At 67.3% G+C, this 26,755-nt stretch carries 28 protein-coding genes; 11 read left to right on the top strand and 17 right to left on the bottom strand.

Features of this window, described 5'->3' with window-relative positions:
* Positions 1–104: 104 nt before the first annotated feature.
* A complete protein-coding gene (locus tag F466_RS0102650) occupies positions 105–1,118 on the bottom strand; it encodes a class 1 fructose-bisphosphatase (RefSeq protein ID WP_018139826.1) in 1,014 nt (337 codons plus the stop codon).
* A gap of 220 nt (positions 1,119–1,338) precedes the next feature.
* Here F466_RS0102650 and F466_RS0102655 point away from each other — a divergent pair, with 220 nt between their 5' ends.
* On the top strand, positions 1,339–2,604 hold the full coding sequence (locus tag F466_RS0102655) for a 6-phosphofructokinase (protein WP_018139827.1): 1,266 nt from the start codon (positions 1,339–1,341) through the stop codon (positions 2,602–2,604).
* Here F466_RS0102655 and F466_RS13275 read toward each other — a convergent pair.
* Positions 2,591–2,854 (bottom strand): GDCCVxC domain-containing (seleno)protein, encoded by a 264-nt coding sequence (locus F466_RS13275; RefSeq protein WP_083918079.1) that lies wholly within the window; start codon positions 2,852–2,854, stop codon positions 2,591–2,593. The two genes, F466_RS0102655 and F466_RS13275, sit on opposite strands and share 14 nt — an antisense overlap.
* A 156-nt stretch (positions 2,855–3,010) precedes the next feature.
* Between F466_RS13275 and F466_RS0102660 the strand changes: the two genes are divergently transcribed.
* From F466_RS0102660 to F466_RS0102670, 3 genes are all read left to right on the top strand, one after another.
* Entirely contained in the window at positions 3,011–3,448 is a 438-nt protein-coding gene (locus F466_RS0102660) for a hypothetical protein (protein ID WP_018139828.1), read from the top strand.
* A 169-nt stretch (positions 3,449–3,617) separates the two neighbouring features.
* Positions 3,618–4,037, top strand: a complete 420-nt coding sequence (locus tag F466_RS0102665) for a PA2779 family protein (RefSeq protein WP_018139829.1) — start codon at positions 3,618–3,620, stop codon at positions 4,035–4,037.
* Positions 4,038–4,044: 7 nt separating this feature from the next.
* Positions 4,045–5,073, top strand: coding sequence for a PA2778 family cysteine peptidase (locus F466_RS0102670; RefSeq protein ID WP_038082515.1), 1,029 nt, complete (start codon positions 4,045–4,047; stop codon positions 5,071–5,073).
* An 11-nt stretch (positions 5,074–5,084) separates the two neighbouring features.
* Here the strand turns inward: F466_RS0102670 and F466_RS0102675 are convergent, their stop codons facing one another.
* Entirely contained in the window at positions 5,085–5,312 is a 228-nt protein-coding gene (locus tag F466_RS0102675) for a hypothetical protein (protein ID WP_018139831.1), read from the bottom strand.
* Positions 5,313–5,454: 142 nt separating this feature from the next.
* Between F466_RS0102675 and coaD the strand changes: the two genes are divergently transcribed.
* The 3 genes from coaD to ggt are packed head-to-tail and all read left to right on the top strand — an operon-like array spanning position 5,455 to position 7,934.
* Positions 5,455–5,946 (top strand): pantetheine-phosphate adenylyltransferase, encoded by a 492-nt coding sequence (gene coaD, locus F466_RS0102680; protein WP_018139832.1) that lies wholly within the window; start codon positions 5,455–5,457, stop codon positions 5,944–5,946.
* Between the two features lie 33 nt (positions 5,947–5,979).
* On the top strand, positions 5,980–6,228 hold the full coding sequence (locus F466_RS0102685) for a YfhL family 4Fe-4S dicluster ferredoxin (RefSeq protein ID WP_012981508.1): 249 nt from the start codon (positions 5,980–5,982) through the stop codon (positions 6,226–6,228).
* A 2-nt stretch (positions 6,229–6,230) separates the two neighbouring features.
* Positions 6,231–7,934: a gamma-glutamyltransferase gene (ggt, locus tag F466_RS0102690; RefSeq protein WP_018993395.1), complete on the top strand. Its 1,704-nt coding sequence runs from the start codon at positions 6,231–6,233 to the stop codon at positions 7,932–7,934.
* Positions 7,935–8,075: 141 nt separating this feature from the next.
* Here the strand turns inward: ggt and rpsT are convergent, their stop codons facing one another.
* A complete protein-coding gene (gene rpsT, locus F466_RS0102695) occupies positions 8,076–8,345 on the bottom strand; it encodes a 30S ribosomal protein S20 (RefSeq protein WP_018863226.1) in 270 nt (89 codons plus the stop codon).
* Positions 8,346–8,505: 160 nt separating this feature from the next.
* On the opposite strand from rpsT, the gene F466_RS0102700 reads away from it, so the two are divergent.
* Positions 8,506–9,036 carry a DsrE family protein gene (locus F466_RS0102700; RefSeq protein WP_038048854.1) on the top strand — a complete coding sequence of 177 codons (531 nt, stop codon included), beginning with the start codon at positions 8,506–8,508 and terminating at the stop codon, positions 9,034–9,036.
* 46 nt (positions 9,037–9,082) lie between these two features.
* Here the strand turns inward: F466_RS0102700 and uvrD are convergent, their stop codons facing one another.
* Positions 9,083–11,296: a DNA helicase II gene (gene uvrD / locus F466_RS0102705; protein ID WP_018139836.1), complete on the bottom strand. Its 2,214-nt coding sequence runs from the start codon at positions 11,294–11,296 to the stop codon at positions 9,083–9,085.
* 177 nt (positions 11,297–11,473) lie between these two features.
* Between uvrD and F466_RS0102710 the strand changes: the two genes are divergently transcribed.
* Positions 11,474–14,272: a 2-oxoglutarate dehydrogenase E1 component gene (locus F466_RS0102710; RefSeq protein ID WP_018139837.1), complete on the top strand. Its 2,799-nt coding sequence runs from the start codon at positions 11,474–11,476 to the stop codon at positions 14,270–14,272.
* 28 nt (positions 14,273–14,300) lie between these two features.
* Complete coding sequence (odhB, locus tag F466_RS0102715; protein ID WP_018993396.1) at positions 14,301–15,620, top strand: 2-oxoglutarate dehydrogenase complex dihydrolipoyllysine-residue succinyltransferase; 1,320 nt, start codon at positions 14,301–14,303, stop codon at positions 15,618–15,620.
* A gap of 150 nt (positions 15,621–15,770) precedes the next feature.
* Here odhB and ubiB read toward each other — a convergent pair whose 3' ends face one another.
* Genes ubiB through F466_RS0102735 form a run of 4 tightly spaced genes read right to left on the bottom strand, consistent with a single transcriptional unit; the run spans position 15,771 to position 19,215 of the window.
* Positions 15,771–17,456 carry a ubiquinone biosynthesis regulatory protein kinase UbiB gene (gene ubiB, locus F466_RS0102720; protein WP_018139839.1) on the bottom strand — a complete coding sequence of 562 codons (1,686 nt, stop codon included), beginning with the start codon at positions 17,454–17,456 and terminating at the stop codon, positions 15,771–15,773.
* Positions 17,456–18,079, bottom strand: a complete 624-nt coding sequence (locus F466_RS0102725) for an SCP2 domain-containing protein (RefSeq protein WP_018993397.1) — start codon at positions 18,077–18,079, stop codon at positions 17,456–17,458. Before F466_RS0102725 ends, ubiB begins: the two co-directional genes overlap by 1 nt.
* A gap of 18 nt (positions 18,080–18,097) precedes the next feature.
* A complete protein-coding gene (gene ubiE / locus F466_RS0102730) occupies positions 18,098–18,847 on the bottom strand; it encodes a bifunctional demethylmenaquinone methyltransferase/2-methoxy-6-polyprenyl-1,4-benzoquinol methylase UbiE (protein WP_018139841.1) in 750 nt (249 codons plus the stop codon).
* Positions 18,848–18,849: 2 nt separating this feature from the next.
* Entirely contained in the window at positions 18,850–19,215 is a 366-nt protein-coding gene (locus tag F466_RS0102735; protein ID WP_018139842.1) for a gamma-butyrobetaine hydroxylase-like domain-containing protein, read from the bottom strand.
* 397 nt (positions 19,216–19,612) lie between these two features.
* Between F466_RS0102735 and F466_RS13820 the strand changes: the two genes are divergently transcribed.
* Positions 19,613–19,747: a hypothetical protein gene (locus F466_RS13820; protein WP_019592270.1), complete on the top strand. Its 135-nt coding sequence runs from the start codon at positions 19,613–19,615 to the stop codon at positions 19,745–19,747.
* A gap of 103 nt (positions 19,748–19,850) precedes the next feature.
* On the opposite strand, the gene hslU is transcribed toward F466_RS13820, so the two are convergent.
* The 8 genes from hslU to F466_RS13280 form a co-directional block, all read right to left on the bottom strand.
* Positions 19,851–21,185, bottom strand: a complete 1,335-nt coding sequence (gene hslU / locus F466_RS0102745) for an ATP-dependent protease ATPase subunit HslU (protein WP_018993399.1) — start codon at positions 21,183–21,185, stop codon at positions 19,851–19,853.
* A 45-nt stretch (positions 21,186–21,230) separates the two neighbouring features.
* Positions 21,231–21,773, bottom strand: coding sequence for an ATP-dependent protease subunit HslV (hslV, locus tag F466_RS0102750; protein WP_018139854.1), 543 nt, complete (start codon positions 21,771–21,773; stop codon positions 21,231–21,233).
* Between the two features lie 180 nt (positions 21,774–21,953).
* Positions 21,954–22,907: a tyrosine recombinase XerC gene (gene xerC / locus F466_RS0102755; protein WP_018993400.1), complete on the bottom strand. Its 954-nt coding sequence runs from the start codon at positions 22,905–22,907 to the stop codon at positions 21,954–21,956.
* Complete coding sequence (locus F466_RS0102760; protein ID WP_018139856.1) at positions 22,879–23,616, bottom strand: DUF484 family protein; 738 nt, start codon at positions 23,614–23,616, stop codon at positions 22,879–22,881. The genes xerC and F466_RS0102760 overlap by 29 nt, the downstream gene beginning before the upstream one ends.
* Complete coding sequence (dapF, locus tag F466_RS0102765; RefSeq protein ID WP_018175129.1) at positions 23,613–24,449, bottom strand: diaminopimelate epimerase; 837 nt, start codon at positions 24,447–24,449, stop codon at positions 23,613–23,615. Before dapF ends, F466_RS0102760 begins: the two co-directional genes overlap by 4 nt.
* The gene (locus tag F466_RS0102770) at positions 24,449–25,123 is read right to left on the bottom strand and encodes a trans-aconitate 2-methyltransferase (protein WP_018175130.1); all 675 of its coding nucleotides are present in this window, start codon (positions 25,121–25,123) and stop codon (positions 24,449–24,451) included. The genes dapF and F466_RS0102770 overlap by 1 nt, the downstream gene beginning before the upstream one ends.
* Complete coding sequence (gene lysA, locus F466_RS0102775; RefSeq protein ID WP_018993401.1) at positions 25,120–26,409, bottom strand: diaminopimelate decarboxylase; 1,290 nt, start codon at positions 26,407–26,409, stop codon at positions 25,120–25,122. Before lysA ends, F466_RS0102770 begins: the two co-directional genes overlap by 4 nt.
* Complete coding sequence (locus F466_RS13280; protein ID WP_012981537.1) at positions 26,410–26,544, bottom strand: lipoprotein; 135 nt, start codon at positions 26,542–26,544, stop codon at positions 26,410–26,412.
* Positions 26,545–26,755: the final 211 nt, after the last annotated feature.

Consider the following 26,755-nt stretch of genomic DNA (forward strand, 5'->3'; position numbering starts at 1 on the left):
AAGAAAGCCCGGCGCCTTGCGGGGCCGGGCCTCTTGGAAGGCGCTGACTTGATCGCGCGTCCGCGCTCGCGCCAGCGTCTAACTGACTGCAAAGGGCGTAGGGATCAGCCCTCGTTGTGGTAGCCGGTGATGCGCTCCACTTCGTTCTTCGCGCCCAGGACCACCGGCACGCGCTGGTGGATGCCCTCGGGGCTGATGTCCATGATGCGCTCGCGCCCGGTGGTGGCGGCACCGCCGGCCTGTTCGACGATGAAGCTCATCGGGTTGGCCTCGTACATCAGGCGCAGCTTGCCGGTCGTGCCCTTGGCCTGCATCTTCGTATCCATCGGGTACATGAACACCCCGCCGCGGCACAGGATGCGGTGCACCTCGGCGACCATGGAGGCTACCCAACGCATGTTGAAGTCCTTGCCGCGCTCGCCTTCCTTGCCGGCCAGGCATTCGTCGATGTAGCGCTTGACCGGGGCCTCCCAGAAGCGGCTGTTGGACATGTTGATCGCGAACTCCTGGGTGTCTTCCGGGATCTGCACGCTGTCCTTGGTCAGCAGGAACTCGCCGAAGTCCTTGTCCAGGGTGAACATCTTCACGCCCTGGCCGGTGGTCATCACCATCATGGTGGACGGGCCGTACAGGCAGTAGCCGGCGGCGACCTGCTTGGTGCCCGGCTGCAGGAAGTCCTCGGTCTTGGGATCGGTGACGCCTTCCGGGGCCTTCAGGATGGAGAAGATCGTGCCGACGGAGACGTTCACGTCGATGTTCGAGGAGCCGTCCAGCGGATCGAACAGGACCAGGTAGTGGCCGCGCGGCTCGTTGGCCGGCATCTCGCAGATCTCGTCCATCTCCTCGGAGGCCAGGCCGGCGGCGTGGCCGTTGTGGCTCAGGCTCTCGATGAACACCTCGTTGGTGATGATGTCGAGCTTCTTCTGCGTCTCGCCCTGCACGTTCTCGGAGCCGGCGGAGCCGAGCACGCCGACCAGATCACCCTTGTCGACGAGGTCGGAGATCTTCTTGCACGCCACGGAGATGTCGTTCAGCAGACCGGTGAATTCGCCGGTTGCGCCCTGGATGCCGCGCTGGGTTTCGATGATGCAGTTGGTCAGAGTGGTGCCGATATGCATGATGCAATCCTGATGCTGTTGTGAATCGGGCGACACGGCGCGAAATGGGGCACAGCAGCCCCGTCGCGGGGCGAACGGCCCCGGCGCGCCGGGTGTCAAAGGCGGCATAGTGTAGCAAAAGCACCCGGAGGGGCCGATCCGCAGCACTGATCGTGGCGTGACCGGCCTGGCACTGTGCTTGCTCGGCCTTCGGGGTCCAACAAAAACATGGAGGATTCGCATGCCCCAGAACGCGCTGTACGCCCAGTCGGGCGGGGTCACCGCTGTCATTAACGCCAGCGCCTGGGGGGTAATCGAGGCGGTCCGCGCCCACCCGGCCCATTTCGGCAAGATCTATGCGGCGCGCGACGGCATCCTGGGCGTCCTGCGCGAAGAGATCATCGACCTCGACCACGAGGACCCGCTGACCCTGGCCGCCCTGCGCCATACGCCGGGCGGTGCGTTCGGTTCCTGCCGCTTCGATCTGGGTGACCCCGACAAGGACCCGCAACAATACGAGCGCCTGGTCGAAGTCTTCCGCGCCCATGACATCGGCACCTTCTTCTACAACGGCGGTGGCGGCTCCATGGATACCGCCTTGAAGATCGCGAAGATGGGCGAGCGCATGGGCTTTCCGATCAAGGCGATTGGCGTGCCCAAGACGATCGACAACGACCTTGCCGTGACCGACTCCAGCCCGGGCTTTGGTTCCGCCGCCAAGTTCATCGCCACCGTGGTGCGCGAGGCCAGCCTGGACGTCGAGTCCATGCACACCAGTTCCACCAAGGTGTTCGTGATGGAGGTGATGGGGCGCCATGCTGGCTGGCTGGCGGCTGCGGCGGCGCTGGCGCAGGAGTTCGACGGCCAGCCGCCGATGCTGATCCTGTTCGCCGAGGTCCCGTTCGATCAGGACGACTTCCTGGATCATCTGAACCGCACCATCGAACGTCACGGGTATTGCGTGGTGGTCGTTTCCGAGGGGCTGAAGAATCCCGACGGTGGCTTGTTCTCGGTCGCGCAGAGCCACGATGTCTATGCCTACACCCAGCTCGGCGGTGCCGCCCCGCGCCTTGCCGAGCTGATCCGCGAAAAGACCGGGCACAAGCTGCACTGGGCGGTGGTGGACTACATCCAGCGTGCCGCGCGCCATATCGCGTCGAAGGTGGACGTGGAGCAGGCCTATGCCTGTGGCCGCGCGGCGGTGGAGGGGGTGGTCGCCGGCGAGGATGCCTTCATGCCGATCATCCGGCGTGACTCCAGCAAGCCCTATCGCTGGAGCATCGGCTTTACCCCGCTGGAGACCGTCGCCGATATCGAGCAGGGCATGCCGCGCAACTACATCACCCCGGATGGCTACGGCATTACTCAGGACGCACGCGACTACCTGCGCCCGCTGATCCAGGGCGAGGACGCCCCGCCGTTCGAGCGCGGCCTGCCCTGCTACCCGCGCATCCGCGGCGAGCTCTTGCCCAAGCGCTGCCCGCCGTACGAGGTCAACACCGACTAGTGTCGCCTGCCTGCTGCTCGGGTGCTTTGTTCGGCCCGCAGCAGCCGCCGGGGCCTTCTTGCTGGATGGGTGGGCAGGGCACGGTTCCGTAGGAACAGAAGACGCAGCAATCGCCCGGCAACGGCCTCAGCAGGGCACCGCAGCCGGTGCACTCGTAGAACCACTGGCAGGCATCGGTAGGCATGGTTTCCCCTTTCTCGTGCCCGCATTCGGGGCAGGTCAGGGTCGACTCCAGGACGACTTCATTCATCTGCGTTTCAGGCGAAGGCGGCATGATGAGCAATGTACAAGGCGCCTGTGGGCGGAAAAACCCCGTGTGCTACCCGGAAACGGAGTAGCCAGTGCAAGCCGGGCGTCTAATCTGTGATAAAGGCCACGCAAGAGGGCCAGCCGAAGTCCAGAGACTGTGGAGGAGATCATGAAGAGCCAAACCCTGAACCGGACGCTGGCGGGCTTTGCGGCCGTCGCCTTGATGGGGGCTTTCGCCGCCCCGGGCACGGTGTCGGCCCAAGGTGCTTACTGGCTGGCGGCCGACGGTTCGCCCGACGACATCAAGGTCGAATACCGGCTGCGCGATCATGGCTGCGACAACGTCCGCGGTGAGTGGCGCGTCGTGAACGAGAGCGATGACTACGTCGATGTAACCGTGACCAAGACGGCCTACACCTGCCCCGGCGAGCTCGACGATGACGTACGCACCACGGTGCGTCGCTTCGGCACGATTGCGCCGGGCGACATGCGTGAGCGCACGCGTGACGACAGCGTCTGCGGCGGGGCCTGGGCGCGTTCGGTCGAAGTGCTCGAGTACGAGATCGAAAAGGTCGATCCGCCCGAAGAGAGTTGAGCCAGCTCGCGTTTCGTGGTCCGCGTTTCCCTGACCGGGGCTTGATAGCGTGACCGGGCGCGAAAAAATGAGCAGCCCGGGGCTTGGCGAGCAGGTGCCGGCGGGTACACTTAAGTGGTGTCACCCCGGCGGATTGCCGGCCCTGTTCAATCGAAAAAGGAGTTCGACCATGTCCCACGCACCGCATCGTCGTTGGTTGTCCGCCCCGGCCGCTTTCCTGATCGCAATGGCGCTGGCCCTGCTGCCCGCGACCCCGGCCTTTGCCGGTGCGGGAATGCTGGACACCGGCTCCATGATCCAGCAGGCCAGCGCGGATGACACCCGCGCTCAGCTGCTCAAACAGCTGGATGATCAGGCCGTTCGCGAGAAGCTGGTCGAGATGGGCGTGGACCCCGACCGGGCCCAGGAGCGCGTCGCCCGCCTGACCCCTGAAGAGCTGGCCCACCTCGAGGCCCGCATGGAAACCGATCCGGCCGGTGCCGCCGGCGTGGTCGGCGTGGTTGCCATCGTGTTCGTCGTGCTCGTGATTCTGGACGCGGTCGGCGTGACCGACATCTTCTCGTTCGTTGGCCCTGCCCGCGAACGCTAGGTCTCTTATGGCACCTGTTTACTGGCGGCGAGCCCCCGGGCTCGCCGCACTCGTTTGCGGCCTGGTGGCCGTGCTCTGGCTCAGTGGCTGCGCCACGGCGCCACAGAGTGCGCAGCTCTCCAGTCAGGCCCCGGAAGACATCCCGACCCGCGTGGAGCTGGAAGACACCCCGTTCTTCCCGCAGGAGGATTACCAGTGTGGTCCGGCGGCGCTGGCCACCGTACTGGGCGCGCGCGGGATCGACACCTCGCTGGAAGAACTGATCGACGAGGTCTACATCCCGGGTCGCGAGGGCAGTCTGCAGGCCGAGATGCGTGCCGCCGCGCGTGCCCGTGACCTGGTCGCCTACCGCGTCGAGCCGCAGCTGGAGTCCATCCTGCGCGAGGTGGCCGAGGGTAACCCGGTGGTGGTGTTCCAGAACCTCGGGGTCGCGATGTTCCCCGAATGGCACTTTGCCGTGGTGATGGGTTACGACCTGGAGGAGCGCGAGGTGTATCTGCGCAGCGGGCCTATCGAGCGCCACGTGAATTCGTTCGCCCGCTTCGAGCGCACCTGGGCGCGCGGCGATCGCTGGGCCTTCCTGGTGACCGAGCCGGATCAGCTGCCGGCCACGGCCGAGCCGCTGCGCTGGCTGCGTGCCGTGAACGAACTGGAGCAGGTGGGGCGTCTGGGCCCGGCCGCCACGGGATATCAGACCGCGATGGAGCGCTGGCCGGAACACCCGATCGGCTATGTCGGGCGGGCGAATGTGGCCTTCGCCCAGGGCGACCTGCTAACGGCGGAGGACACGCTGCGCCAGTTGATCGAACGGGACCCGCAACGGCACGAGGGCTGGAACAACCTGGCCCATGTGCTGATTGCCCGCCAGTGCGGCGAGCAGGCCCGCGAGGCTGCCAGTTGCGCGGGTGAACTGGCCGGTCCCGGGAGCTATGCGCCTACCCTGGGGGCGGCGGCCGGGGCGCCTGACGACGGCGATCAGTGTCGCGCCCTTCCGCCCTGCCCCGCGGCGCTGGAAGCACGCGCGCCGCAGGAGTAGCGGGCGGCCCGTCAGGCCTTGCGCTTCTCCAGGGTCTGTTCGGCGTGCTTGAGGACCAGCCCGAGGTTCTGTTTCTCGACGTCCGTGACTTGCGGGTCTTCCTTCACGGCGTGGCGCAGGTGCTCGACCAGTTGCGCCAGTTCCTCGCGCGAGATCTGGTGGAAGTTGAACCCGCCCCCGTAGCGGGCCTCGAGCTGGTCCCAGTAATCGGCGAGCGGCGGACGGTAGTCATCGGTCATCGGTAGCCCTTGGCGGCGGTGGACGAGACGGGGCAGTGTAAAGCCTGGCCCGGCGATTTCCGAACATGCCCGGGTGGGGGTGTTTGGTTTGCCCCCACCCCTTGCGGTCTAATACGGGCCTTGTTCCCTGCTGGCTGTTGGCATGTCCCAAGTCACTGCGATCTACCCCGGCACCTTCGACCCAATCACCCACGGGCACACGGATATCGTGCGCCGAGCCGCGCGTCTGTTCGATCGTGTGGTGATCGCGGTGGCCGCCAACCCGAACAAGGGGCCAGCCTTTCCCCTGGAGACGCGCGTCGCGCTGGCCGAAGAGGCAGTGAAGGGGATCGACGGGGTCGAGGTTCAGGGCTTCAACGTGCTGCTGGCCAAGTTCGTTCATGCCCAGGGGGCCAACGTGATCCTGCGCGGCCTGCGCGCGGTATCCGATTTCGAGCACGAATTTCAGCTGGCGGCCATGAACCGTCAGCTGGCCCCCGAGGTCGAAACGCTGTTCCTGACGCCGGCGGAGGAATACAGCTTTGTCTCCTCCAGTCTGGTACGGGAAATCGCCCGTTTGGGCGGTGACGTCTCAAAATTCGTGAGCCCCGGCGTGGCGCGCATGCTGGCCGAACAAAACGGCGAGACCCGCTAGCCGGGCCCTGCGACTGGATACGAGGACAACCCCATGGCTCTGATGATCACCGACGAATGCATCAACTGCGATGTCTGCGAGCCCGAGTGCCCGAACGAGGCCATCTATCCCGGTGACGAGATCTACGAGATCGACCCGGAGCGCTGCACCGAGTGCGTCGGGCATTACGACGAACCGCAGTGCCAGGATGTCTGCCCGGTCGATTGCATCCCGCTGGACCCTGACCGCAAGGAAACACGCGAGCAGCTACAGGCGAAGTACGAGAAGCTGATGGGCGCGTAACGATGCTCGCGCGCCTGCTCCCCGCCGCCCTGGCTGCCACCCTGCTGGCGGCACCCGTTCAGGCCGAGGGGCCCGGCCAGGGGGCAGTGGCCTCCGCCCACCCGGAGGCCACTGCGGCGGGCGAGCGTATCCTCGCCGCCGGGGGCAACGCGTTCGATGCCGCCGTCGCTGTAACAGCGGCCCTGGGCGTGGCCGAGCCCTATGGTTCCGGCCTCGGCGGCGGTGGGTTCTTTCTGCTCTACGACGCGGCGAATGATCGCAGCGTGATGCTGGACGCCCGCGAGACCGCTCCGGGCGAGGCGCATCGCGACATGTACCTGGACGACGATGGCGAGGTGGTCGAGGGTCTTTCGCTCGACGGGGTCCTCGCCGCCGGGATCCCCGGCATGCCCGCCGGGATCGACCACCTGTCCCGCCACTACGGCAGCCTCCCGCTTGGCGATGCGCTGGAGCCGGCCATCCGCCTGGCCGAGGACGGGGTCGAGGTGGGCAGCCGTTACAACCAGATGGCTAGCTTCCGCCACCAGGCGCTGCGGGATGGCGCCGATGCGGCGCAGATTTTCCTCGACAACGGCGGCGTCCCCGACGCGGGCATGCGCCTGGTGCAGCCGGATCTGGCCGACACCCTGCGTCTCTTGGCCGAAGAGGGTCGCGACGGTTTCTATACCGGCGCCCTGGCCGGGCGCCTGGTCGAAGGGGTGCGCGAGGCCGGCGGCATCTGGACGCTGGAAGACCTTGAGGGCTACGAGGCCGTCGAGCGCGACCCGATCCACATCGAATATCGGGGTGCACGGATTACCACGGCCTCGCCGCCGTCCTCGGGCGGCGTCGCCCTGGGGCAAATCCTGAACATCCTCTCGTTCTACGACCTCGAAGAGCTGGCCCCGGACCTGCGCGCGCATCTGACCATCGAGGCGATGCGCCGCGCCTACCGTGATCGTGCCGAGTACCTGGGCGATCCGGACCATGTCGACATGCCGCTGGAGCGGTTGTTGTCGCGCGACTACGCGGCAGGGTTGCGCGCGACCATCCACCCGGACGAGGCCACGCCCAGCCGCTACCTGCCGCTATCGGTGGACCCGCAGGCGGATGTCCCGGACCCGGCGCAGGCCACCGAGAGCCCGGAGACGACCCATTTCTCCGTGATCGACGCCGACGGTAACCGCGTGGCCGCCACGCTGACGTTGAACTACCCGTTCGGCTCCGGCTATGTGGTGCCCGGCACCGGGGTACTGCTGAACAACGAGATGGACGACTTCTCGGCCAAGCCGGGCGAGCCCAATGCCTACGGGCTGATCGGTTTTGAGGCGAATGCGATTGCCCCGTATCGGCGGCCCTTGTCGAGCATGAGCCCGACCTTTGTCGAGACCGATGATCGCGTGGCGATCCTGGGCACCCCGGGCGGCAGCCGTATCATCACCATGGTGCTGCACGGCATCCTGGGTGTGGTGGAGGGCCTGGATGCGGAGGCGATCGTGGAGCAGCCGCGCTATCACCACCAGTACCTGCCGGATCGCGTGGAACACGAGACCAGTGCATTCGATATGGAAACGCGCGGGCAACTGGTGTCGCGCGGCCACCGCCTGGTGCCTCAGGTGCGCCCCTTCGGCGACATGCAGGCGATCCTGTGGGAGCGCGGGGAAGGGCGGCTGGAGGCAGCCTCCGACCCGCGTGGCGAGGGTGGCGCCCGCGTGTTCTCCGAGTAACCAGTTCGCGGTTCGCGCCCAGCTGCCGCGGCTGCCATGTTTTCCTGAAGCGAGCCACGCAAAAAGCCGCGCCCGGCTCATGTCCGGGCGCGGCTTGGCAGGCAATCCCGTTCGGGGCTGGGCCCCGAACGGCCGGGGCATTTAGCCCTGGGCCAGGTCGCGGATGCGGGCGTTCAGGCGGCTCTTGTGGCGCGCCGCCTTGTTCCGGTGGATCAGCCCCTTGCTCACGGTCGCGTCGATGACCGGCACGGCCTTCTTGTAGGCCTCGCTGGCTGCCTGGGCATCGCCCTGCTGCAGCGGCTTCAGTACGGCCTTCATGGCCGTACGGAAACGGGAGCGAAGCGCCACGTTGTGAGCGCGATTTTTGACCGCCTGACGGGCCCGTTTACGGGCAGAAGCAATATTCGCCAAAGTACTTCCCTCGCGTTGATGCGCTAGGTTCTGGAAAAGGCGGCAGAGCATACCGCTGGCCCCGGTTCGCGTCAACCTTGTGCCGCTGGGGTTCTGGATGGCGTCGCGGGGTCGTGGCGTCTACTGTATAAGACACGACAACCCCACAAGGAGAACCACGATGTTTCCGCTCCCCCGCGCCGCTCGAATGGCACGCCTGCCCGGTTTTGCGATGGCCCTGATGCTGACGGGTCTGCTGTTCGCCGCGTTGGCGTTCACGCCCCGTGCCGAGGCCATGGAGCCCGAGGCCAAGGTGGTATATCACGCCGATTTCGCCGATCCCCGGCGTTTCTCCGCGATGCTGACCAGCATCAACAATATGATGACGCACTACCAGGACGAGTTCATGGACGTGGATGTGCGCATCGTGTTCGTCGCACACGGCATCCGTTTCCTGACCGATGACGACCTCGACGGCTCGCCCTTCGAGGCTGATGAGGAGCTCCAGGAGCAGCGCGATGAGCTGCGTGGTCGCCTGTCCAGCCTGGTCAGTTCTCACGGAGTGAAACTGGAGCTGTGCGAGATCACCCGTAGTCAGATCAATCTCGACGAAGACCTGGTGTACGACAACGTCGAGATGGTGCCCTCGGGCGTGGTACGTATCGCCGAGCTGCAGAACGAGAAGGGATTCGCCTACATCAAGATCGAGTAACCGGCGCCGCTGAAGGCAGTCTCAAGCCCCGCCTCGGCGGGGCTTTTTAGTGCTGGCCCAGGACCTCGAGCTTGGCGAATCCGAGTACCAGCCATTTGGAACCCGCGTGGGCGAAGTTCACCTGCACCCGTGCCGAGTTGCCCGAGCCCTCGAACTGGGTGATCAGGCCCTCGCCGAATTTCGCATGGTGCACGCGGGCTCCGATCGACAGACCATTGTCGCGGGCCGCGGCATCTGAGGTATCCAGCGACCCAAAGCCCGCGGTGCGCTGGCGGCTGGCGGCAAAGCGCCCCGCACCAAACGGCGAGGCCTGCGGGCGCAGCACCTCCAGGGCCTCTTCCGGGATCTCGTTGATAAAGCGCGAGGCAACGTTGTAGGACTCGCGCCCGTACAGGCGCCGGGTCTCGGCGTGGATCAGGTACAGCTCCTGCTCCGCGCGGGTCATGCCGACGTAGGCCAGGCGGCGCTCCTCCTCCAGTCGCCCCGGCTCCTCCAGCGAGCGCGAGTTGGGGAACAGGCCCTCTTCCAGGCCGGTAAGGAAGACCAGCGGGAACTCGAGGCCCTTGGCGGAGTGCAGGGTCATCATCTGCACCGCGTCCTCGTGCGGGTCGGCTGCGCCCTCGCCGGCCTCCAGCGCGGCGTGGGCGAGGAACTCGGTCAGGCGGTTGCCTTCGCCTTCCTCGCTCTCGGCGGTGGGCTCCATGTCGAAGGCGCGCGCCGCGCCTACCAGTTCGTCCAGGTTCTCCAGGCGGGCCTCGCCGCGCTCGCCCTTCTCCTTCTTGTAGTGCTCGCGCAGCTGCGCGCGCTCGATCGCCTGTTCCACCTGATCGGCCAGCGGCTGGCGCGGCAGCTCCTGCTGCAGGCTGTGGATCAGCTGGATGAAGCCGGCGACCGCGTTGCGCGCGCGGCCGGGTAGCGCGTCGGCGTCGACCGCATGGACAGCCGCCTTCAGCAGGCTGGTGTCCGCCGCCTGGGCCGCCCCGCGCAGGCCCTCCAGGGTCTTTTCGCCGATCCCGCGCGGCGGCTGATTGACCACGCGCAGGAAGGCGGCGTCGTCATCGCCGTTGCCGGCCAGGCGCAGGTAGGCCAGGGCGTCGCGGATCTCCTGGCGCTCGAAGAAGCGCAGGCCGCCGTAGACCCGGTAGGGCATACGCCGACCGATGAAGGTCTCCTCCAGTACACGTGACTGGGCGTTGGAGCGATACAGCACCGCGCACTCGCGATGCAGCCCGCCCTGGTCCACATGGCGGGCGATGGTCTCGGCGATGAAGCGCGCCTCTTCCTGCTCGTTCAGCGCGGTGTACAGGCGCACCGGGGCGCCTTCCTTGTCCTCGGTCCAAAGCTCCTTGCCGAGACGCCCGGAGTTGTGGCGGATCAGTGCGTTGGCGGCGTTCAGGATGTTGGCGCTGGAGCGGTAGTTCTGCTCCAGGCGCACGACCTGGGTGCCCGGGTAGTCCTGCTGGAAGTGCTGGATGTTCTCGATCTTCGCGCCGCGCCAGCCGTAGATGGACTGGTCGTCGTCGCCGACCGCAAACACGGGGCTGTCGCCGGCCAGCAGGCGCAGCCAGGCGTACTGGATGTCGTTGGTGTCCTGGAACTCGTCGACCAGCACATGGCGAAAGCGCGTGCGGTAGTGCTCCAGCAGCGCCTTGTTGTCGCGCAGCAACTCCAGCGAGCGCAGCATCAGTTCGGCGAAATCCACCACCCCGGCACGCTCGCAGGCCTGCTGGTAGGTGGTGTAGACGCGCACCCACTGGCGGGCGACCGGGTCGCCGGTATCCGGCAGGTGTTCCGGGCGCGAGCCCTCGTCCTTGCGCGCATTGATGTACCACTGCGCCTGTTTCGGCGGCCAGCGCGCCTCGTCCAGCTCCAGGCCGCGCAGCACACGCTTGACCATGCGCAGCTGGTCGTCGGAGTCGAGGATCTGGAAGCCCTGCGGCAGCCGCGCGTCCTGCCAGTGCTGGCGCAGCAGACGGTGGGCCAGCCCGTGGAAGGTGCCGACCCACAGCCCGGTCGCCGGGTGCCCCAGCAGCGCCTCGATGCGCCCGCGCATCTCGGCCGCCGCCTTGTTGGTGAAGGTAACCGCCAGCAGGCTGTGCGGGGCCACGCCCTCCACACCGATCAGCCAGGCGATACGGTGCACCAGCACGCGGGTCTTGCCGGAGCCGGCGCCGGCCAGCACCAGCAGCGGTTGTGGCGGGGCCGCCACGGCCTCGCGCTGGGCCGGGTTCAGGGAATCGAGCAGGGGGGAGACATCCATGCGCGAATGGTAGGGAAACCCGGCCGGAATCGCACGTTGTGCACGCGGGGCGTGTGCCTTCCGCCGCGCAAACGCGCTACTCTCGGGCAAAGTCCTCATCGGCCCCGCGCGGGGAACCTCGCAGCCGAGAACGGTCCCAAGTAACAACACCGCGCACGCGCAATCGGAACATCGCGAATGAATGACATGCCCTCGCTGCACCGGCTGGATACGCCGGTCTCCGGACAGGAGCTGCACCCGGACAACCTGCTTTTCGCCGAGACCCTGCTGGAACGCTACCGCGAGGACCCGGAGTCGGTGCCGCCGGCCTGGGCCGACTACTTCCGCTCGCTGGAGGGTGCGCCGCGGCTGGAACGGCGTCGTTCGACCGATCGCCCGGATCTGGCCCATGAGCAGTTGCAGATCCGGGTGCTTCAGTTCATCAACTCCTATCGCTACCTGGGCCACTTCGGGGCGCGTCTGGATCCGCTGGAGCGGGAGGCCCCCGAGCCGCCGGTGGAGCTGAGTCGGGGGTATCACGGGCTGGACCGGGTCGGCCCGGAGATCCTGTTCGATCCCGGTTCCCTGTTCATCGAGGGCCCGGTGTCGCTGGACACGATCGAGCGGGTGCTGCGCGAGACCTACTGCGCGAGCATCGGTGCCGAATACATGCACATCGCGGCGACCGAGGAAAAACGCTGGCTGCAGGAGCGGCTGGAGTCGGCCCATGGCCACTTCGGCTTTGGCGACGAGACGCGGCTGGCCATCCTCGAGCGCCTGACGGCGGCCGAGGGGCTGGAGCGCTATCTGCACCGGCGCTATGTCGGACAGAAGCGCTTCTCCCTGGAAGGCGCGGAGAGCCTGATTCCGCTATTGAATGCCCTGGTCCAGCGCGGCGGTGCGCGCGGGCTGCAGGAGGTCGTGCTGGGCATGGCGCATCGCGGGCGCCTGAACGTGCTGGTCAACCTGTTCGGCAAGGCCCCCGCGGATCTGGCCGGCGAGTTCGAGGGCCGCCCGCGCGACGATCGTGGCACCGGGGACGTCAAGTACCACATGGGCTTCTCCTCGAATGTCGAGACGCCCGGCGGTCCGGTCCATCTGGCGCTGGCGTTCAACCCCTCGCATCTGGAGATCGTGACGCCCGTCGTCGAGGGCTCGGTGCGCGCCCGCCAGGTCCGCATAGCCGATCGGAAGGGCAACCGGGTGATGCCCGTGGTGATCCATGGCGATGCCGCGTTCGCCGGCCAGGGCGTGGTCATGGAAACCCTGAACATGTCCCAGACCCGGGGGTTTTCCACCAAGGGCACGGTGCACGTGGTGGTGAACAACCAGGTCGGGTTTACCACATCGACCCTGAAAGACGCCCGCTCGACGCATTACGCGACCGATGTCGCCAAAATGGTGAACGCGCCGATCCTGCACGTGAACGGCGACGATCCCGAGGCTGTGGTGTTTGTCACCCAGGTCGCGCTGGATTACCGCATGCGCTTCGGCAAGGACGTGGTGATCGACCTGGTCTGCTACCGCCGCCAAGGACACAACGAGGCCGACGAGCCGGCCGCCACGCAGCCGCACATGTACCGCCGTATCCGCGACCTGCCGACCACCCGCGAGCTATACGCGCGCTCACTGATCGAGGCCGGGCTGACCGAAGAGAAGGCCCAGGACGAGGCGGTCGAGGCCTATCGCGCCCGCCTGGATGCCGGCGAGCCCGTGGCCCTGTCGCTGCACGACGACGGGCATGGCACCACAACCAACTGGGCGCCCTATGTGAACCAGACCTGGGATCAGGACGTGGAGACGGGCGTGGAGAGCGCGCGCCTGTCGCGTATGCTCGACCAGCTCTCGACACCGCCGGAGGGCTTTCAGGTCCACCCGCGCGTGCAGAAGATCCTCGACGCCCGCCGGGCGATGGCCGCGGGCGATCAGCTGCTGGACTGGGGCGCGGCCGAGACGCTGGCCTACGGCACGCTGATCCAGGATGGCTACCGTATTCGCCTGTCCGGCCAGGACTCCGGGCGCGGCACATTCTTCCACCGCCACGCGGTGTTGCACGACCAGGAGACAGGGAAGGCGCTGGTGCCGCTGCGTCGGCTGGACCCGGATCATCCGCGCTTCCTGGTCATCGATTCGCTGCTGTCCGAGGAAGGCGTGCTCGCATTCGAGTACGGCTATGCAACGGCCGCGCCGGAGGCCCTGGTGGTCTGGGAGGCGCAGTTCGGTGACTTCGTGAACGGCGCGCAGGTGGTGATCGACCAGTTCATCTCCTCCGGCGAACAGAAATGGGGCCGTTTGTGCGGGCTGACGCTGCTGCTGCCGCATGGTTACGAGGGTCAGGGCCCGGAGCATTCCTCGGCCCGGCCCGAGCGCTTCCTGCAACTGGCGGCTCAGGAGAACATGCAGGTCTGTGTGCCGACCACGCCCGCGCAGATCTTCCATCTGCTGCGTCGGCAGATGGTGCGCCCCTATCGCAAGCCGCTCATCGTGATGACGCCGAAGAGCCTGCTGCGGCACCAGGATGCGGTCTCCGATCTCGAGGCGCTGGCGCACGGGCAGTACCAGACGGTGATCGACGATGCGCGCATTGAGGACCCCAAGGCCGTCAAGCGGGTGCTGCTGACCAGTGGCCGCATCTACTATGACCTGGCTACAAGCCAGTCCGAGGGCCAGCACTGGGATGTCGCAATCCTGCGCCTGGAGCAGAGCTACCCGTTCCCCGAGGAGCGCCTGACCGAACTGCTGGGGCGCTACCCACACGCGGAGGAGTTCGTCTGGGTGCAGGACGAGCCGGAAAATCAGGGCTATCTGGGATTCCTGGCGCCGCGCATCAATCCACTGCTGACGGTGCGTGGTCAGACGCTGCACGCGGTCGCACGACCCCCGGCCGCCGCGCCGGCGGTCGGCTACCCGGAGGTCCACAAGGCGCAGTTGAAGGATCTGCTCGAGCGGGCATTCGGCCCGATCAGCTCGCGCGACACCCCGCACCCCACGCCCTGAACACTGACGCACAGCACAAGGAAGCGAGATGGCACCCGACCCCACCCCGATCAAGGTCCCCGAACTCCCGGAGTCCGTTGCCGATGCGACCGTGGTCGCCCTGCACAAAAAGGCAGGCGACACGGTCAAGCGCGATGAACTGATCGCCGAGCTCGAGACCGACAAGGTCGTGCTCGAGGTCTCCGCCCCGTCTGCGGGGGCCCTGACAGCGCTGGAGGTCAGCGAGGGCGATACCGTGAAGACCGACGCGGTGATCGCCTACCTGGGCGCGGCCGATGAAGCGGCCGAGGAAGACTCCGAGTCGGAAGGGGAGGAGGCCTCGATACCTTCACAGCCGGCTGCTCGGGAATCGTCCGATGACAAGACCTCGTCACCCCGTGCCGAGGACAGGGGCAAGGCCCGGGACACCGCGAACGTTGTGCCCGAAGGCGGCTCCGGTGGCGCCGCCCCGCCCCCCAGCCCGTCCGTGCGGCGCTTGTTGCAGGAGGCCGGGCTCAAGGCCGAGGACGTCGAGGGCACGGGCGAGGACGGCCGTATCCTGCGCGAGGACGTTGAGCGAGTGCAGACGGACCGATCGCGCCGCAGCGAGGCGCCTTCTTCGGCGTCGCCTCAGGGGCGTGCCCCGGAGCGCGAGCGGGCGCCGTCCGCCGGCAGTATCGAACGCGTCCCGATGACGCGCCTGCGTGCGCGCATCGCCGAGCGGCTGCTGGAGGCCAAGCAGTCCACCGCGATGCTGACGACCTTCAACGAGATCGACATGTCCGCGGCGATGGACCTGCGCGCGCGCTACAAGGAGACCTTCGAGAAGCGCCACTCGATCAAGTTGGGCTTCATGGGCTTGTTCGTGGCCGCTGCCAGTCGTGCGCTGGAGCGCTTCCCGATCATCAATGCCGCGCTGGATGGCGAGGAGATCGTCTATCACCATTTCAGCGACATCGGCATCGCCGTGTCCTCGCCGCGCGGGCTGGTGGTGCCGGTGCTCCGTGATACCGGCAACGCCAGCGTCGCCGACATCGAGCGACGCATCCGCGACTTCGCGGAACGCGCCAGCGACGGCAAGCTGGACATCGACGAGCTGCGCGGCGGCACCTTCACGATCACCAACGGCGGTGTATTCGGCTCGCTGTTTTCCACCCCGATCGTGAACCCGCCACAAAGCGCCATCCTCGGCATGCACGCGATCAAGGAGCGCCCCGTTGCGGTGGACGGCGAGGTGGTGATCCGGCCGATGATGTATATCGCCCTCTCCTACGACCACCGCCTGGTCGACGGCGCCGATGCCGTACGCTTCCTCGTCGCGATCAAGGACGCAATCGAGGACCCGGCACGCCTGCTCCTCGACGTCTGACCCCGCGTCGGCCCCGAACCCCGCCCCCTGGAGGAGGCCAGCCCTCTGGCCGATGGGGACCTGTCCAACGCCCCATCGGCCAGAGGGCTGGCCTCCTACTGTCTGCGGCGACACGGCCCATGAATGAACGGGCGACGCTGCCTGTGGTGTTCAGGTGCGATCGACGGGGCGGCGGTACGGGCCCGGGCGCAGCCCGAATAGCAGCATGGCGGCGCCGACCAGGCCGAGCGGCCAGGACGGCCAGGCCAGTCCGAGCCAGGTGGACACGTCGAGCTGGGTGGCCAGCCCCGCCAGGGCGAGCAGACCCGCGCCTCCCCAGGCCTCGTGCCGCCTGCGGTTCTGGCGGCGCAGCCCCTCTTCCAGATCGCGGATCTGCTGGCGCAGGGCGGCGTCGCGCTCGGCGCGCTGTTCCTCCACCGTGAGGGCCTTTTCCAGGTGCATGGGCATTTCGGGCAGCTGGGCGAGCAGACGCGGCAGGTGCTGCTGCGCATTGCGGATGAATGCGCGCACGCCCATGCGCTCGTGCATCCAGTCCTCGATGAACGGCTTGGCGGTTGTCCACAGGTCCAGCTGCGGATAGAGCTGGCGGCCCAGACCCTCGATGTTCAGCAGGGTCTTCTGCAGCAGCACCAGCTGCGGCTGGACCTCCATGTTGAAGCGCCGGGCCGTCTGGAACAGGCGCAGGAGGACCTGACCGAAGGAGATCTCCTCCAGCGGGCGCTGGAAGATCGGCTCGCAGACAGTGCGGATCGCCGCCTCGAACTCGTCCACGCGGGTGTCCTTCGGCACCCAGCCGGATTCCACGTGCAACTCGGCCACGCGGCGGTAGTCGCGGTTGAAGAAGGCGTGGAAATTCTCTGCCAGGTAGCGCTGGTCGGAGTCGAGCAGCGAGCCGACGATGCCGAAGTCCACCGCCAGATAAGTCGGGTTGTCCGGGTGGGTGGCGTCCACAAAGATGTTGCCCGGGTGCATGTCGGCGTGGAAGAAGTTGTGCTGGAACACCTGGGTGAAGAAGATCTCCACTCCGCGTTCGGCCAGCAGCCTCAGGTCCACGTTGCGTTCACGCAGTGCCGCGATATCCGCCACCGGGATGCCGCCGATGCGCTCCATCACCAGCACGCTGCGGCGCGTGTAGTCCCAGATGATCTCCGGGATGTACAGCAGGTGGCTGTCCTCAAAGTTGCGGTGGATCGCGGCGGCGTTGGCGCCCTCGCGGATCAGGTCCAACTCGTCGGTGACGGTCTTTTCGTATTCGTCCACCACCTCGCGCGGGCGCAGGCGCTTGGCCTCGGACCAGTAGCGATCGGCCAGGTCCGCGATCAGGTGCATCACCTCGAGATCCGCGCGGATGGTCTTGAAGATGCCGGGGCGCACGACCTTGACCACCACCTCGCGCCCGTCCTGGAGCGTGGCCGCGTGCACCTGGGCGATGGAGGCCGAGGCGATCGGGGTGTCCTCGAACGTGGCAAAGGCAATCTCGATCGGACGCTCAAGTTCGGACTCGATCAGTGCGCGCGCCTGGTCGCTCGGGAACGGCGGGACCCGGTCCTGCAGCCGTGACAGTTCGATGGCGATGTCGTCCGGCAGCAGGTCGCGCCGGGTGGAGAGCATCTGCCCGAATTTGATGAAGATCGGCCCCAGGTCTTCCAGCGCGCGGCGGATGCGCTCGCCGCGTGTGCCTTCGGTGCGGCGAAACCAATTCCAGGGTGCGAGATAGAGCAGGAAGCTAAGCGGGCGCAGCGGCTTCAGCGTAAACAGGATGACATCGAGGCGATAGCGCACCAGGACCCGCGCGATGGTCCACAGCCGCAGCCCCCGGTACAGCGCGCGGCGCATCAGGCCTGCCGGTCGTCGGTATCGGAGGCGGCCCCGGCCTCCAGCCGGTGCAGGCGTGCATCCAGTCGCGCGACGCCGTCGCGCAGGTCGGAGACGTCCTCGGCAAAGGCCTCGAAGGCCCCGCCTGCTGGCAGCCACTCGAGCTCGTCACGCAGATAGTCGGCCGTGTCCTCGGCGGAGCGGCGGCCGAGGTGACGCAGACTGCCACGAGCCTGATCGAGCAGGTGGCGCAGCGGCCCAGCGGCCCCGACGCCGGCAAAGCGCTCGAACAGCCCCTCCCAGTCGACCCCGGAGTCGCGCAGCGCATGCTGCAGGTCGGAGAGCACGGTGGCATCGCCGGTGATAGTCAGCCCGGAACGGTCGTCCCGGCCCATGGCCGCCGCGAGCGACAGCGGCGATCCCGCCAGCTGCACATCCACCGGTTCCTCGACACCGCCGATGACCTGCAGCCGGTCGGCGGCCCCGACCAGCGAAAAGGCCAGCCCCGGGGGCTCGATCACGATGGCGATTGCACGCCCGGCCAGGCGTGCGCGGTCCTTCTCCGGCGCGCTCGCCAGGTGCTCGTTGAGCGTGGCCTCGATCAAGGCCGTGAGCGGGCTGGGCAGGGCGAGGGGTTCGGTCATGGTGAGGCCCGCATCTCCCTAGAGTTTTGTGCCGCGATGCAGGGCGACGATTCCGCCGGTCAGGTTGTCGTACTCGACGCGCTCCAGACCGGCGTCGCGCATCATGCCGGCCAGGGTCTCCTGATCCGGGTGCATGCGGATGGACTCCGCCAGGTAGCGGTAGCTGTCGGCATCGTTGGCGACCAGCTTGCCCATCAGCGGCAGCATCTTGAACGAATAGATATCGTAGATCGGGCGCAGCGGTGCCATCGGCTGCGAGAACTCCAGCACCAGCACGCGCCCGCCGGGCTTGATCACCCGGCGCATCTCGGCCAGCGCGCGTTCCTTGCGGGTCACGTTGCGCAGGCCGAAGGCGATGGTCACGCGGTCGAAGTAGTCATCCGGATAGGGGAGCTGTTCCGCGTCCGCCTGCACGAAGTCGAGGTTGCCCACGTGGCCCTCGTCCAGCATGCGGTCGCGCCCGGCCTCCAGCATCGAGGCGTTGATGTCGCAGACCACGATCTGCCCCTTCGGCCCGACGCGTGGGGCAAAGGCCCCGGCCAGGTCCCCGGTACCCCCGGCCAGGTCCAGGATCTTCATGCCCGGGCGCACGCCGGTGCGCTCCAGCGTGTAGCGCTTCCAGATGCGATGGACGCCCATCGACATCAGGTCGTTCATCACGTCGTAGCGCGAGGCGACCGAGTGGAAGACCTCGCCGACCCGTGAGGCCTTTTCGGACTCGGGGACGCTCTGGTAGCCGAAGTGGGTCTTGCCGGGTTCTTCTTTCATTGTCAGTGCGTCTTGCGCTCGTGGCCGGCCTCTTTCAGCCGATCCAGGTAATCCTGCCACAGACTTTCCTGCTCCGTGCCGAGCTTGTGCAGGTAATCCCAGTCGTAGATGCCGGTGTCGTGGCCGTCGGAGAACTCCAGCTTCACTGCATAGTTACCGACCGGCTCGATGCCGGTGATGTTCACATCCTCCTTGTCCACCTGCAGCACCTCCTGGCCCGGCCCGTGCCCGCGCACCTCGGCGGAGGGCGAGTACACGCGCAGAAACTCGCAGGGCAGCTCGAAATGCGAGCCATCGGAGTAGGTCAGCTCCAGGATGCGCGACTTCTGATGCAACTGGATATCGGTGGGTCGGTGCTTACTGCTCATGCGGCCTCCAGAATCCTCGGTCGGGGCGAGCCCGGAAAGATCTTGCGCAACCGCCCAAGGCGGCCATCGTCAAAGGACTGCGAGGATACCAGCCCAGCACGCTAGCGTGGCATCTCCCACGCGCAGCGCGGGCCTGACGGAACGGCCGGTCGCGCGCGAAAGCCTGAACGAACACTGAGGCCAGCGCTGCTTGTTACCCGTAGTTCCGGGTGAATGGGAAACAAGCTGGGTTGATGTTAACGGAACAAATGCAAGGAACCTTGGTGTTAATTTGCGGGGATTTTTTGAACACAAGTGCCACCATTTGGGGCGATTTGTTGACGCCAACGGCACTTGGGACGGATGGTCCTGTTTCTTCCTGGATGCCGTAAGCGAACAGGCCCAAAGCAGCACGCACGTGGCTCGCTCCATCCGCGATCACTACGAGGCGATGAAGGTGCGTTTTGCCGAGGTGCTCGGCTCGCGGTATTTCGTCCTCGCCCTGGACTATCTGGTTACCTGGACGGTATTTCCCAACAGTCGCCTCACTTGAAGCACCCGGATTCCCCGACAAACGGCCGCACGGTTCACCCGCGTGCTCCTTGAAGAAGGCCTTCTGCAACCGGTACGCGGGGTGGCAGGCGGCAGGGCCGGCTTTAGAGGATGTAGCGGGAGAGGTCTTCGTTTTCGACCAGGTCGCCGAGGCGTTCGTCGACGAAGCTGCGGTCGACTACGACGGCGCCGTCGACGTCCGGGGCCCGGTAGGCGACGTCCTGCAGCAGGCGTTCCAGCACGGTGTGCAGGCGGCGGGCGCCGATGTTCTCGGTGCGCGCGTTCACGTCATGGGCGATCTCGGCGAGGCGGCGCACGCCGTCTTCCTCGAAGCGCAGTTCCACGCCTTCGGTCTTCATCAACTCGGTGTACTGCTCGGTCAGCGAGGCGGTGGGTTCGGTCAGGATGCGCACGAAGGCGTCCACCGACAGCGGGCCCAGTTCGACGCGGATCGGGAGTCGGCCCTGCAGCTCCGGCACGAGGTCGGACGGCTTGGACAGGTGGAAGGCGCCGGAGGCGATGAACAGGATGTGGTCGGTGCGCACCATGCCCAGCTTGGTGGAGACGGTGGTGCCCTCGATCAGCGGCAGCAGGTCGCGCTGCACGCCCTCGCGCGAGACCTCGCCGCTGCTGCCCTTGTCGCTGCCCTTGGCGACCTTGTCGATCTCGTCGAGAAAGACGATGCCGCTTTGTTCGACGCGGTCGATCGCCTGCAGCTTCAGCTCTTCTTCGTTGATCAGGCGCGCGGCCTCTTCTTCGATCAGCAGCTTGCGTGCCTCGGCGATCTGCAGCCGGCGCGATCGGGTCTTCTGGCCGCCAATGTTCTGGAACATCGACTGCAGCTGGCTGGCCATCTCCTCCATGCCCGGCGGGGTCATGATCTCTACGCCGTGCGGGTTCTGCTGCACCTCGATGTCGATCTCGCGCTCGTCCAGGCCGCCCTCGCGCAGGCGCTTGCGCAGTTTCTGGCGGGTGTCGCTGTTGGAGTCGTCTTGCGCGGATTCGGTGAAGCCGGCGTTGCGCGGGCGCGGTAGCAGGGCATCGAGGATGCGCTCCTCCGCCGCGTCTTCGGCCTTGACGCGGTTTTCCTTGATGGCCTCGTCGCGCAGCTGCTTGACCGCGGCCTCGGCGAGGTCACGGATGATCGATTCGACATCGCGGCCGACATAACCGACCTCGGTGAACTTGGTCGCCTCGATTTTGATGAACGGCGCGCGGGCGAGCTTGGCCAGGCGTCGGGCGATCTCGGTCTTGCCGACGCCGGTCGGGCCGATCATCAGGATGTTCTTGGGGGTGACCTCCGGCTGCAGCTCCGGGGGGAGCTGGCGGCGGCGCCAGCGGTTGCGCAGGGCAATGGCGACGGAGCGCTTGGCCTCGTCCTGGCCGATGATGTAACGGTCCAGTTCCTGGACGATCTCGCGGGGGGTCATGTCGGTCATGGCAAAAGGGGCCTTGGTCGAATCGTTCGTGCGGGGCCGGGCGCGTTATTCCGCGTCCAGGCTCTCCAGCGTGAGGTTGTGATTGGTGTACACGCAGATGTCGGCGGCGATGTTCAGCGACTTCTCCACGATGTCGCGGGCCGACAGGTCGGTGTTCTGCAGCAGGGCCTGGGCGGAGGCCTGGGCATAGGGGCCGCCGGAGCCGATCGCGATCAGCGCGTTTTCCGGTTCGATTACGTCGCCGTTGCCGGAGATCACGAAGGAGTTCTCGCGGTCGGACACGGCCAGCAGGGCCTCCAGCCGGCGCAGGGCGCGGTCGGTTCGCCAGTCCTTGGCCAGCTCGACCGCGGAGCGGGTGAGGTTGCCGGAGTGTTTCTCCAGCATGCCCTCGAAGCGCTCGAACAGGGTGAAGGCATCGGCCGTCCCGCCGGCAAAGCCGGCCAGGATGCGGTCGTGGTAGACGCGGCGCACCTTGCGCGCGTTGCCCTTCATCACGGTGTTGCCAAGCGATACCTGGCCGTCGCCTCCGAGGGTGACGGCGCCGTCCTTGCGGACGCAGACGATGGTGGTGCCGCGAAACTGTTCCACGGGCGCTCTCCTTTGTGCTGCGGTCGGGGCCGGCCGCCCGCCTTGCTGCATTGCGAGACCGCCAGGGGCTGCTCGCAGGCACGAGGGGGTCGGGTTGTGCCGACGTCCGAGGTTTTTGCGGTCCGGAAGCGGTTGGGTCCCGGTCGTTGCTGTTGGTTCCCCGCCCGGAGAAAGCTGGATTCAGCGTTTGCCTGGCGAACGGTTTCTCCGGGCACGCGGGTGGGCGGCATCATACACCTGTGCCAGGTGCTGATAGTCGAGATGGGTATAGATCTGGGTGGTTTCAAGGTTGGCGTGACCAAGAAGTTCCTGAATGGCTCGCAAATCGCCACTCGATTCCAGCAGGTGACTGGCGAAGGCATGGCGCAGCCGGTGCGGATGCAGGCGCACGTCCAGCCCGGCGCGCCGGCCGGCCTCGGCCACGCGGCGCTGGACTGCGCGGTTGCCGATGCGGGCGCCGCGGCGGGTCACGAACAGGGCGCGTTCGCCGGGTACGGCCCAGTCGCCACGGCGCTCAAGCCAGCTGCGGATCGCATCACGCGCCACCCGCCCCACCGGGACGCTGCGCTCGCGCCGGCCCTTGCCGAGTACCCGCACCAGCCCGGTATCGAGGTCGAGATCCGTCAGGTCCAGCCCGGTCAGCTCGGACAGGCGCAGCCCGGAGGAGTACAGCAGCTCCAGCATGGCCTGGTCGCGGGCGGCCAGGGTCGGATCGAGGTCCTCGGCCGGGGTCAGGGCCTGCTGGGTCTGGTCGACGTCGAGATTGCGTGGCAGGGCGCGCCCCGCGCGCGGTCCGCGCAGGCCGGCGGCAGGGTTGGCTGGCATGCGGCGGTGTTCGACCTGAAAGGCGAAGAAGCCGCGCGCAGCGGACAGAAAGCGCTGGATGGAGCGCGGGTGGCGCCCCTGGCGGGCGAGCTGCCCCGCGATGCGCCGCATGTCCGCGGCCCTGAGGTCGGCCCACGGGCCCGTGTGCAGGCCGCGCAGGCGGTTCAGGTCGCGCCGGTAGGCGTTGACGGTATGCGGTGAATGGCCGCGAACATCGCTTAAATGCCCGAGAAAGGCCGCGATATCCGCATCCTGCGGCGGGCTGGAATCAGTCGCCGCCTCAGGCGGCGGCGTGGGTCCGCTCGACATGGCAGCGGATCGATTCGGCCAGCAGGTCGCCGATATGGGTGACGAAATAGATGCCCATGTCGGGCTGGAAACGGTCCGGAGAGTCGCTGGCCAGGCCCAGCACCCCGATGCGGTCGGACTCGTCACCCAGTGGCATCAGGATCGCGGAACCGATGTCGTCGGCCGAATCGAACAGTACGTCCAGCATCTCGCCCGGCACACGGCCGCACTGGGCCTTGCCGCGCGCGAACAGCGGATCGAACGTGCTCAGCTCGCCGGACTCCAGGGCGTGCAGGTCGTCCACCTCGCGGTCGGCCAGGCGGATGCTGACGCGCTCGGCACCCAGCTCGTTGCGCAGGGCGTCCTGGGTCAGCGCCAGTACGGCATCCAGGTTTTCGGCGCGCATCAGGGTCTTGGCCAGTTCGTGCAGGTGCTGGCCCATGCGCTCGTTGTCGCGGGCGCGTTCGACCAGCTCGCCCATGTGCTGCTCCATCGCGCGGTGTTTCTCGCGCAGCAGGGCGACCTGGCGCTCCAGCAGCGACACCGCCCCGCCGGCCGGGTGTGGCAGGCGCAGGATGTCCAGCAGCGGCAGGTGGTCCTGGAAGAAATCCGGGTGATCGCGCAGATAGGCCTCGACGTCGGCCGCAGTAAGCGTTTTGTTGTTCTTGTCGTCCGTCGCCTGCGGCTTGGGGGTGTTTGCAGCAGAGGCGTTGGAGGATTGCCCAGTCATAGATCGATCCAGCCGTTGAAAACCGTGGTGGCCGGTCCGGTTAGCCAAACCGGGGCCTCGGCCTGTGCGTTCCAGCTTAGCACAAGGGTACCGCCCGGCAGCGAGACTTCAACCTCGTCGTCGACCAGGTTGCGGCGGCGCAGAATGGCCATCGCGGCGGCCGCGCCGCTGCCACAGGCCAGCGTCTCGCCGACCCCGCGCTCGAAGACCCGCAGGTTCACATGGCCGCGGTTGCGCAGCGCGGCAAAGCCGACATTCACGCGGCGTGGGAAGCACTCGTGCCGCTCGATCAGCGGCCCGACCTCGGCCACGGGCGCACTCGCGACGTCGTCGACCAGCAGCACGGCATGCGGGTTGCCCATGGACACCGCGCCCAGCGTGAGCGCATGGCCCTGCACGTCCAGGGTGTAGGCGTCGGCCTCGTGTTCGGCGACCAGCGGGATCTGTTCGGGCGTGAACACCGGCCGCCCCATGTTGACCCGCACGCGCTCGTCGTCCTCGACATGCAGCACGATGCGTCCGCCCAGGGTCTCGACCGGGATCTCGCGGGCCTCGGTCAGGCCCTGCTCCCGCACGAAGCGGGCGAAGCAGCGCGCACCGTTGCCGCACTGCTCCACCTCGGAGCCATCGGCGTTGAAGATGCGGTAGCGGAACAGGGCCTGCGTCGGGTCGCCCGGGGGCTCCACCAGCAGGATCTGGTCGCAGCCGATGCCGAAGTGGCGATCCGCCAGATGGCGCAGCGTCGCCTCGTCGAGCCGGACGGTCTGGCGCGTGCCGTCGATGACCACGAAGTCGTTGCCCAGCCCGTGCATCTTGGTGAATTCCAGGCGCATCAGGTGGCCTCCGGCAGCTGCCCGAAGATGACCATGTGCCGGTCCGAGGTGGCGCGGACGGTGAAGCCGTCGAGTCCGGCATCGGCCAGCTGCGCGCGCACCTCGTCGGGTGTGAAGGCGGCATGCAGGGAGTGTTCGAAGTCGCGGCGCAGCACGTCCGGGTCGTTGGCCGCGTACTGCGCGACCAGGGCCTTGAGCGTTTGCTCCGAGTCCGGGCGCCGCAGGTCCATCACGAACACGGCCGCGCCGGGCGCGCCATCGCGCACGATGGCCTGCCAAAGCACCGCGGGCTCATGCAGGTGATGCAGCAGGGAATTGCTGATGATCGCGGCGTACGGGGCGCGCGGGCCGCGCGCTTCGGGCAGGCAGCCCTCGGCCAGGTGTACGCGCGGCGCGGCCGGGTGGCCGGCCATCAGCGCGTCACCGGCGGCCAGCATCGCGGGCGCGCCGTCGAGCCCGTCGACCTCGCAGGCCGGGTAGCGTGCGGCGAAGCGCAGCGAGACATCGCCCGGCCCGCAGCCGAGGTCGAGCACGGGTCCGCTGACCGGGCCGGGGAAGGCCTCGGCGAAGGCGTCCACGAAGCCCTCGTGCGGCGCGGCGAAGTCGGCCTCGGCATAGGCGCGGGCCTGCGCAGGCTCCAGCATAAGCTCCGGTTCGGGGCGGCGCGGGATCATGGGTCCACGCTTCCGGGCGGATCGCTATCGTCCGGGTCTTGCGGCAGCATGCTCTCGCGCATCATCAGGTGATCGACCTGCTCGCGTCGGTTGATGATCTGGAAATGGTCGCCGTCGACCATGATTTCCGGTGGGCGCGGGCGCGAGTTGTAGTTGCCGGCCATCACATAGCCGTAGGCCCCGGCCGAGCGCACGGCGAGCACGTCGCCCGCGGCCAGCGTCAGTTCGCGCTCGCGGCCGAGGAAGTCGCCGGTCTCGCAGACCGGGCCGACGATGTCGTAGGTGCGGGGCTCGGAGTCCTTGCGCTGCACGACCGGGATGATCTCCTGCCAGGCGCCGTACAGGGCCGGGCGTAGCAGGTCGTTCATCGCCCCGTCGACGATCGCGAAGTCGTGGGCCTCGGTGTGCTTGAGGTACTCCACCCGGGTCAGGAACACGCCGGCGTTGGCCGCGATCGCGCGCCCCGGTTCGAGCAGAACCTTCAGCGGGCGCTCGTCCATTACCTCGCGCAGGGCGCTGGCCCAGGCGTCCGGCTCCGGCGGCGTCTCGTCGCGGTAGCGCACGCCCAGTCCGCCGCCGACATCGATGTGTTCGAGTTCGATGCCGTCTGCGGCCAGCTGGTCGACCAGCGTCAGCACGCGTTTCAGGGCATCGGTGAACGGGTCGATCCGGGTCAGCTGCGAGCCGATGTGGAAATCGACGCCGGTGGCCTCCAGGTGCTGGCTGTCGCGTACCCGGGCATACAGCGCCGGCGCCTCCTCGATGGCAACGCCGAACTTGTTCTCGCGCAGGCCGGTGGCGATATAGGGATGGGTCTCGGCATCGACGTCCGGATTCACGCGGATCGAGACCGGTGCGGTCACGCCTATCTCGGCCGCAACGGACTCCAGCCGCTCCAGCTCCGGGGCGGACTCGACGTTGAAGCAATGGATGCCGACCTGGAGTGCCCGGCGCATCTCGGCCGCAGTCTTGCCGACGCCCGAGAACACGACCTTCGCCGGGTCGCCGCCGGCGCGCAGTACACGTTCCAGTTCGCCGCCGGAGACGATGTCGAAGCCGGCGCCCAGGCGCGCGAGCACGTTCAGCACCCCCAGCGCGGAGTTCGCCTTCACCGCGAAGCAGACCTGGTGCGGCGTGCCGATCAGGGCCTCGCTGAACGCGCGGTAGTGGCGCTCAAGGGTGGCGCGCGAATACACGTAGGCGGGCGTACCCACCAGCTGGGCGAGGTGGTCCAGCGCCACGCCTTCGGCATGCAGCGTGTTGCCGTGGTAGTCGAAGTAGTCCATTCAGCGGCGCTCCTCGGTTTCGTCGTCATCGGGCAGGTAGAGATCACCCTTCTGTCCGCAGGAGGCGAGCATCTGCATCGTGCCGAGCACGACCACGACCGCAATCAGGAGCCACTGGGCCTTGCATGAACGCATGTTCGTTCCGGGGTGTCGTTGCAATGAAGGGCAATAGTGTGCCATTGATACGGCGCTGGCTTCAGGTCCATCCGTTGTCATTCACCCGATTTTGAACCCTTGGTGATCTGTTCATCATCGATTCAGCGAACTTTGGGAGGATGAACCTGCCAGACCAGCAGAAGACCACTGAAGCTGGTCAGCGATGGAGCCCGACCCCAAGGAATAGATC

The organism is Thioalkalivibrio sp. ALgr1 (assembly GCF_000378285.1).
In the GTDB taxonomy this organism is placed as follows: domain Bacteria; phylum Pseudomonadota; class Gammaproteobacteria; order Ectothiorhodospirales; family Ectothiorhodospiraceae; genus Thioalkalivibrio.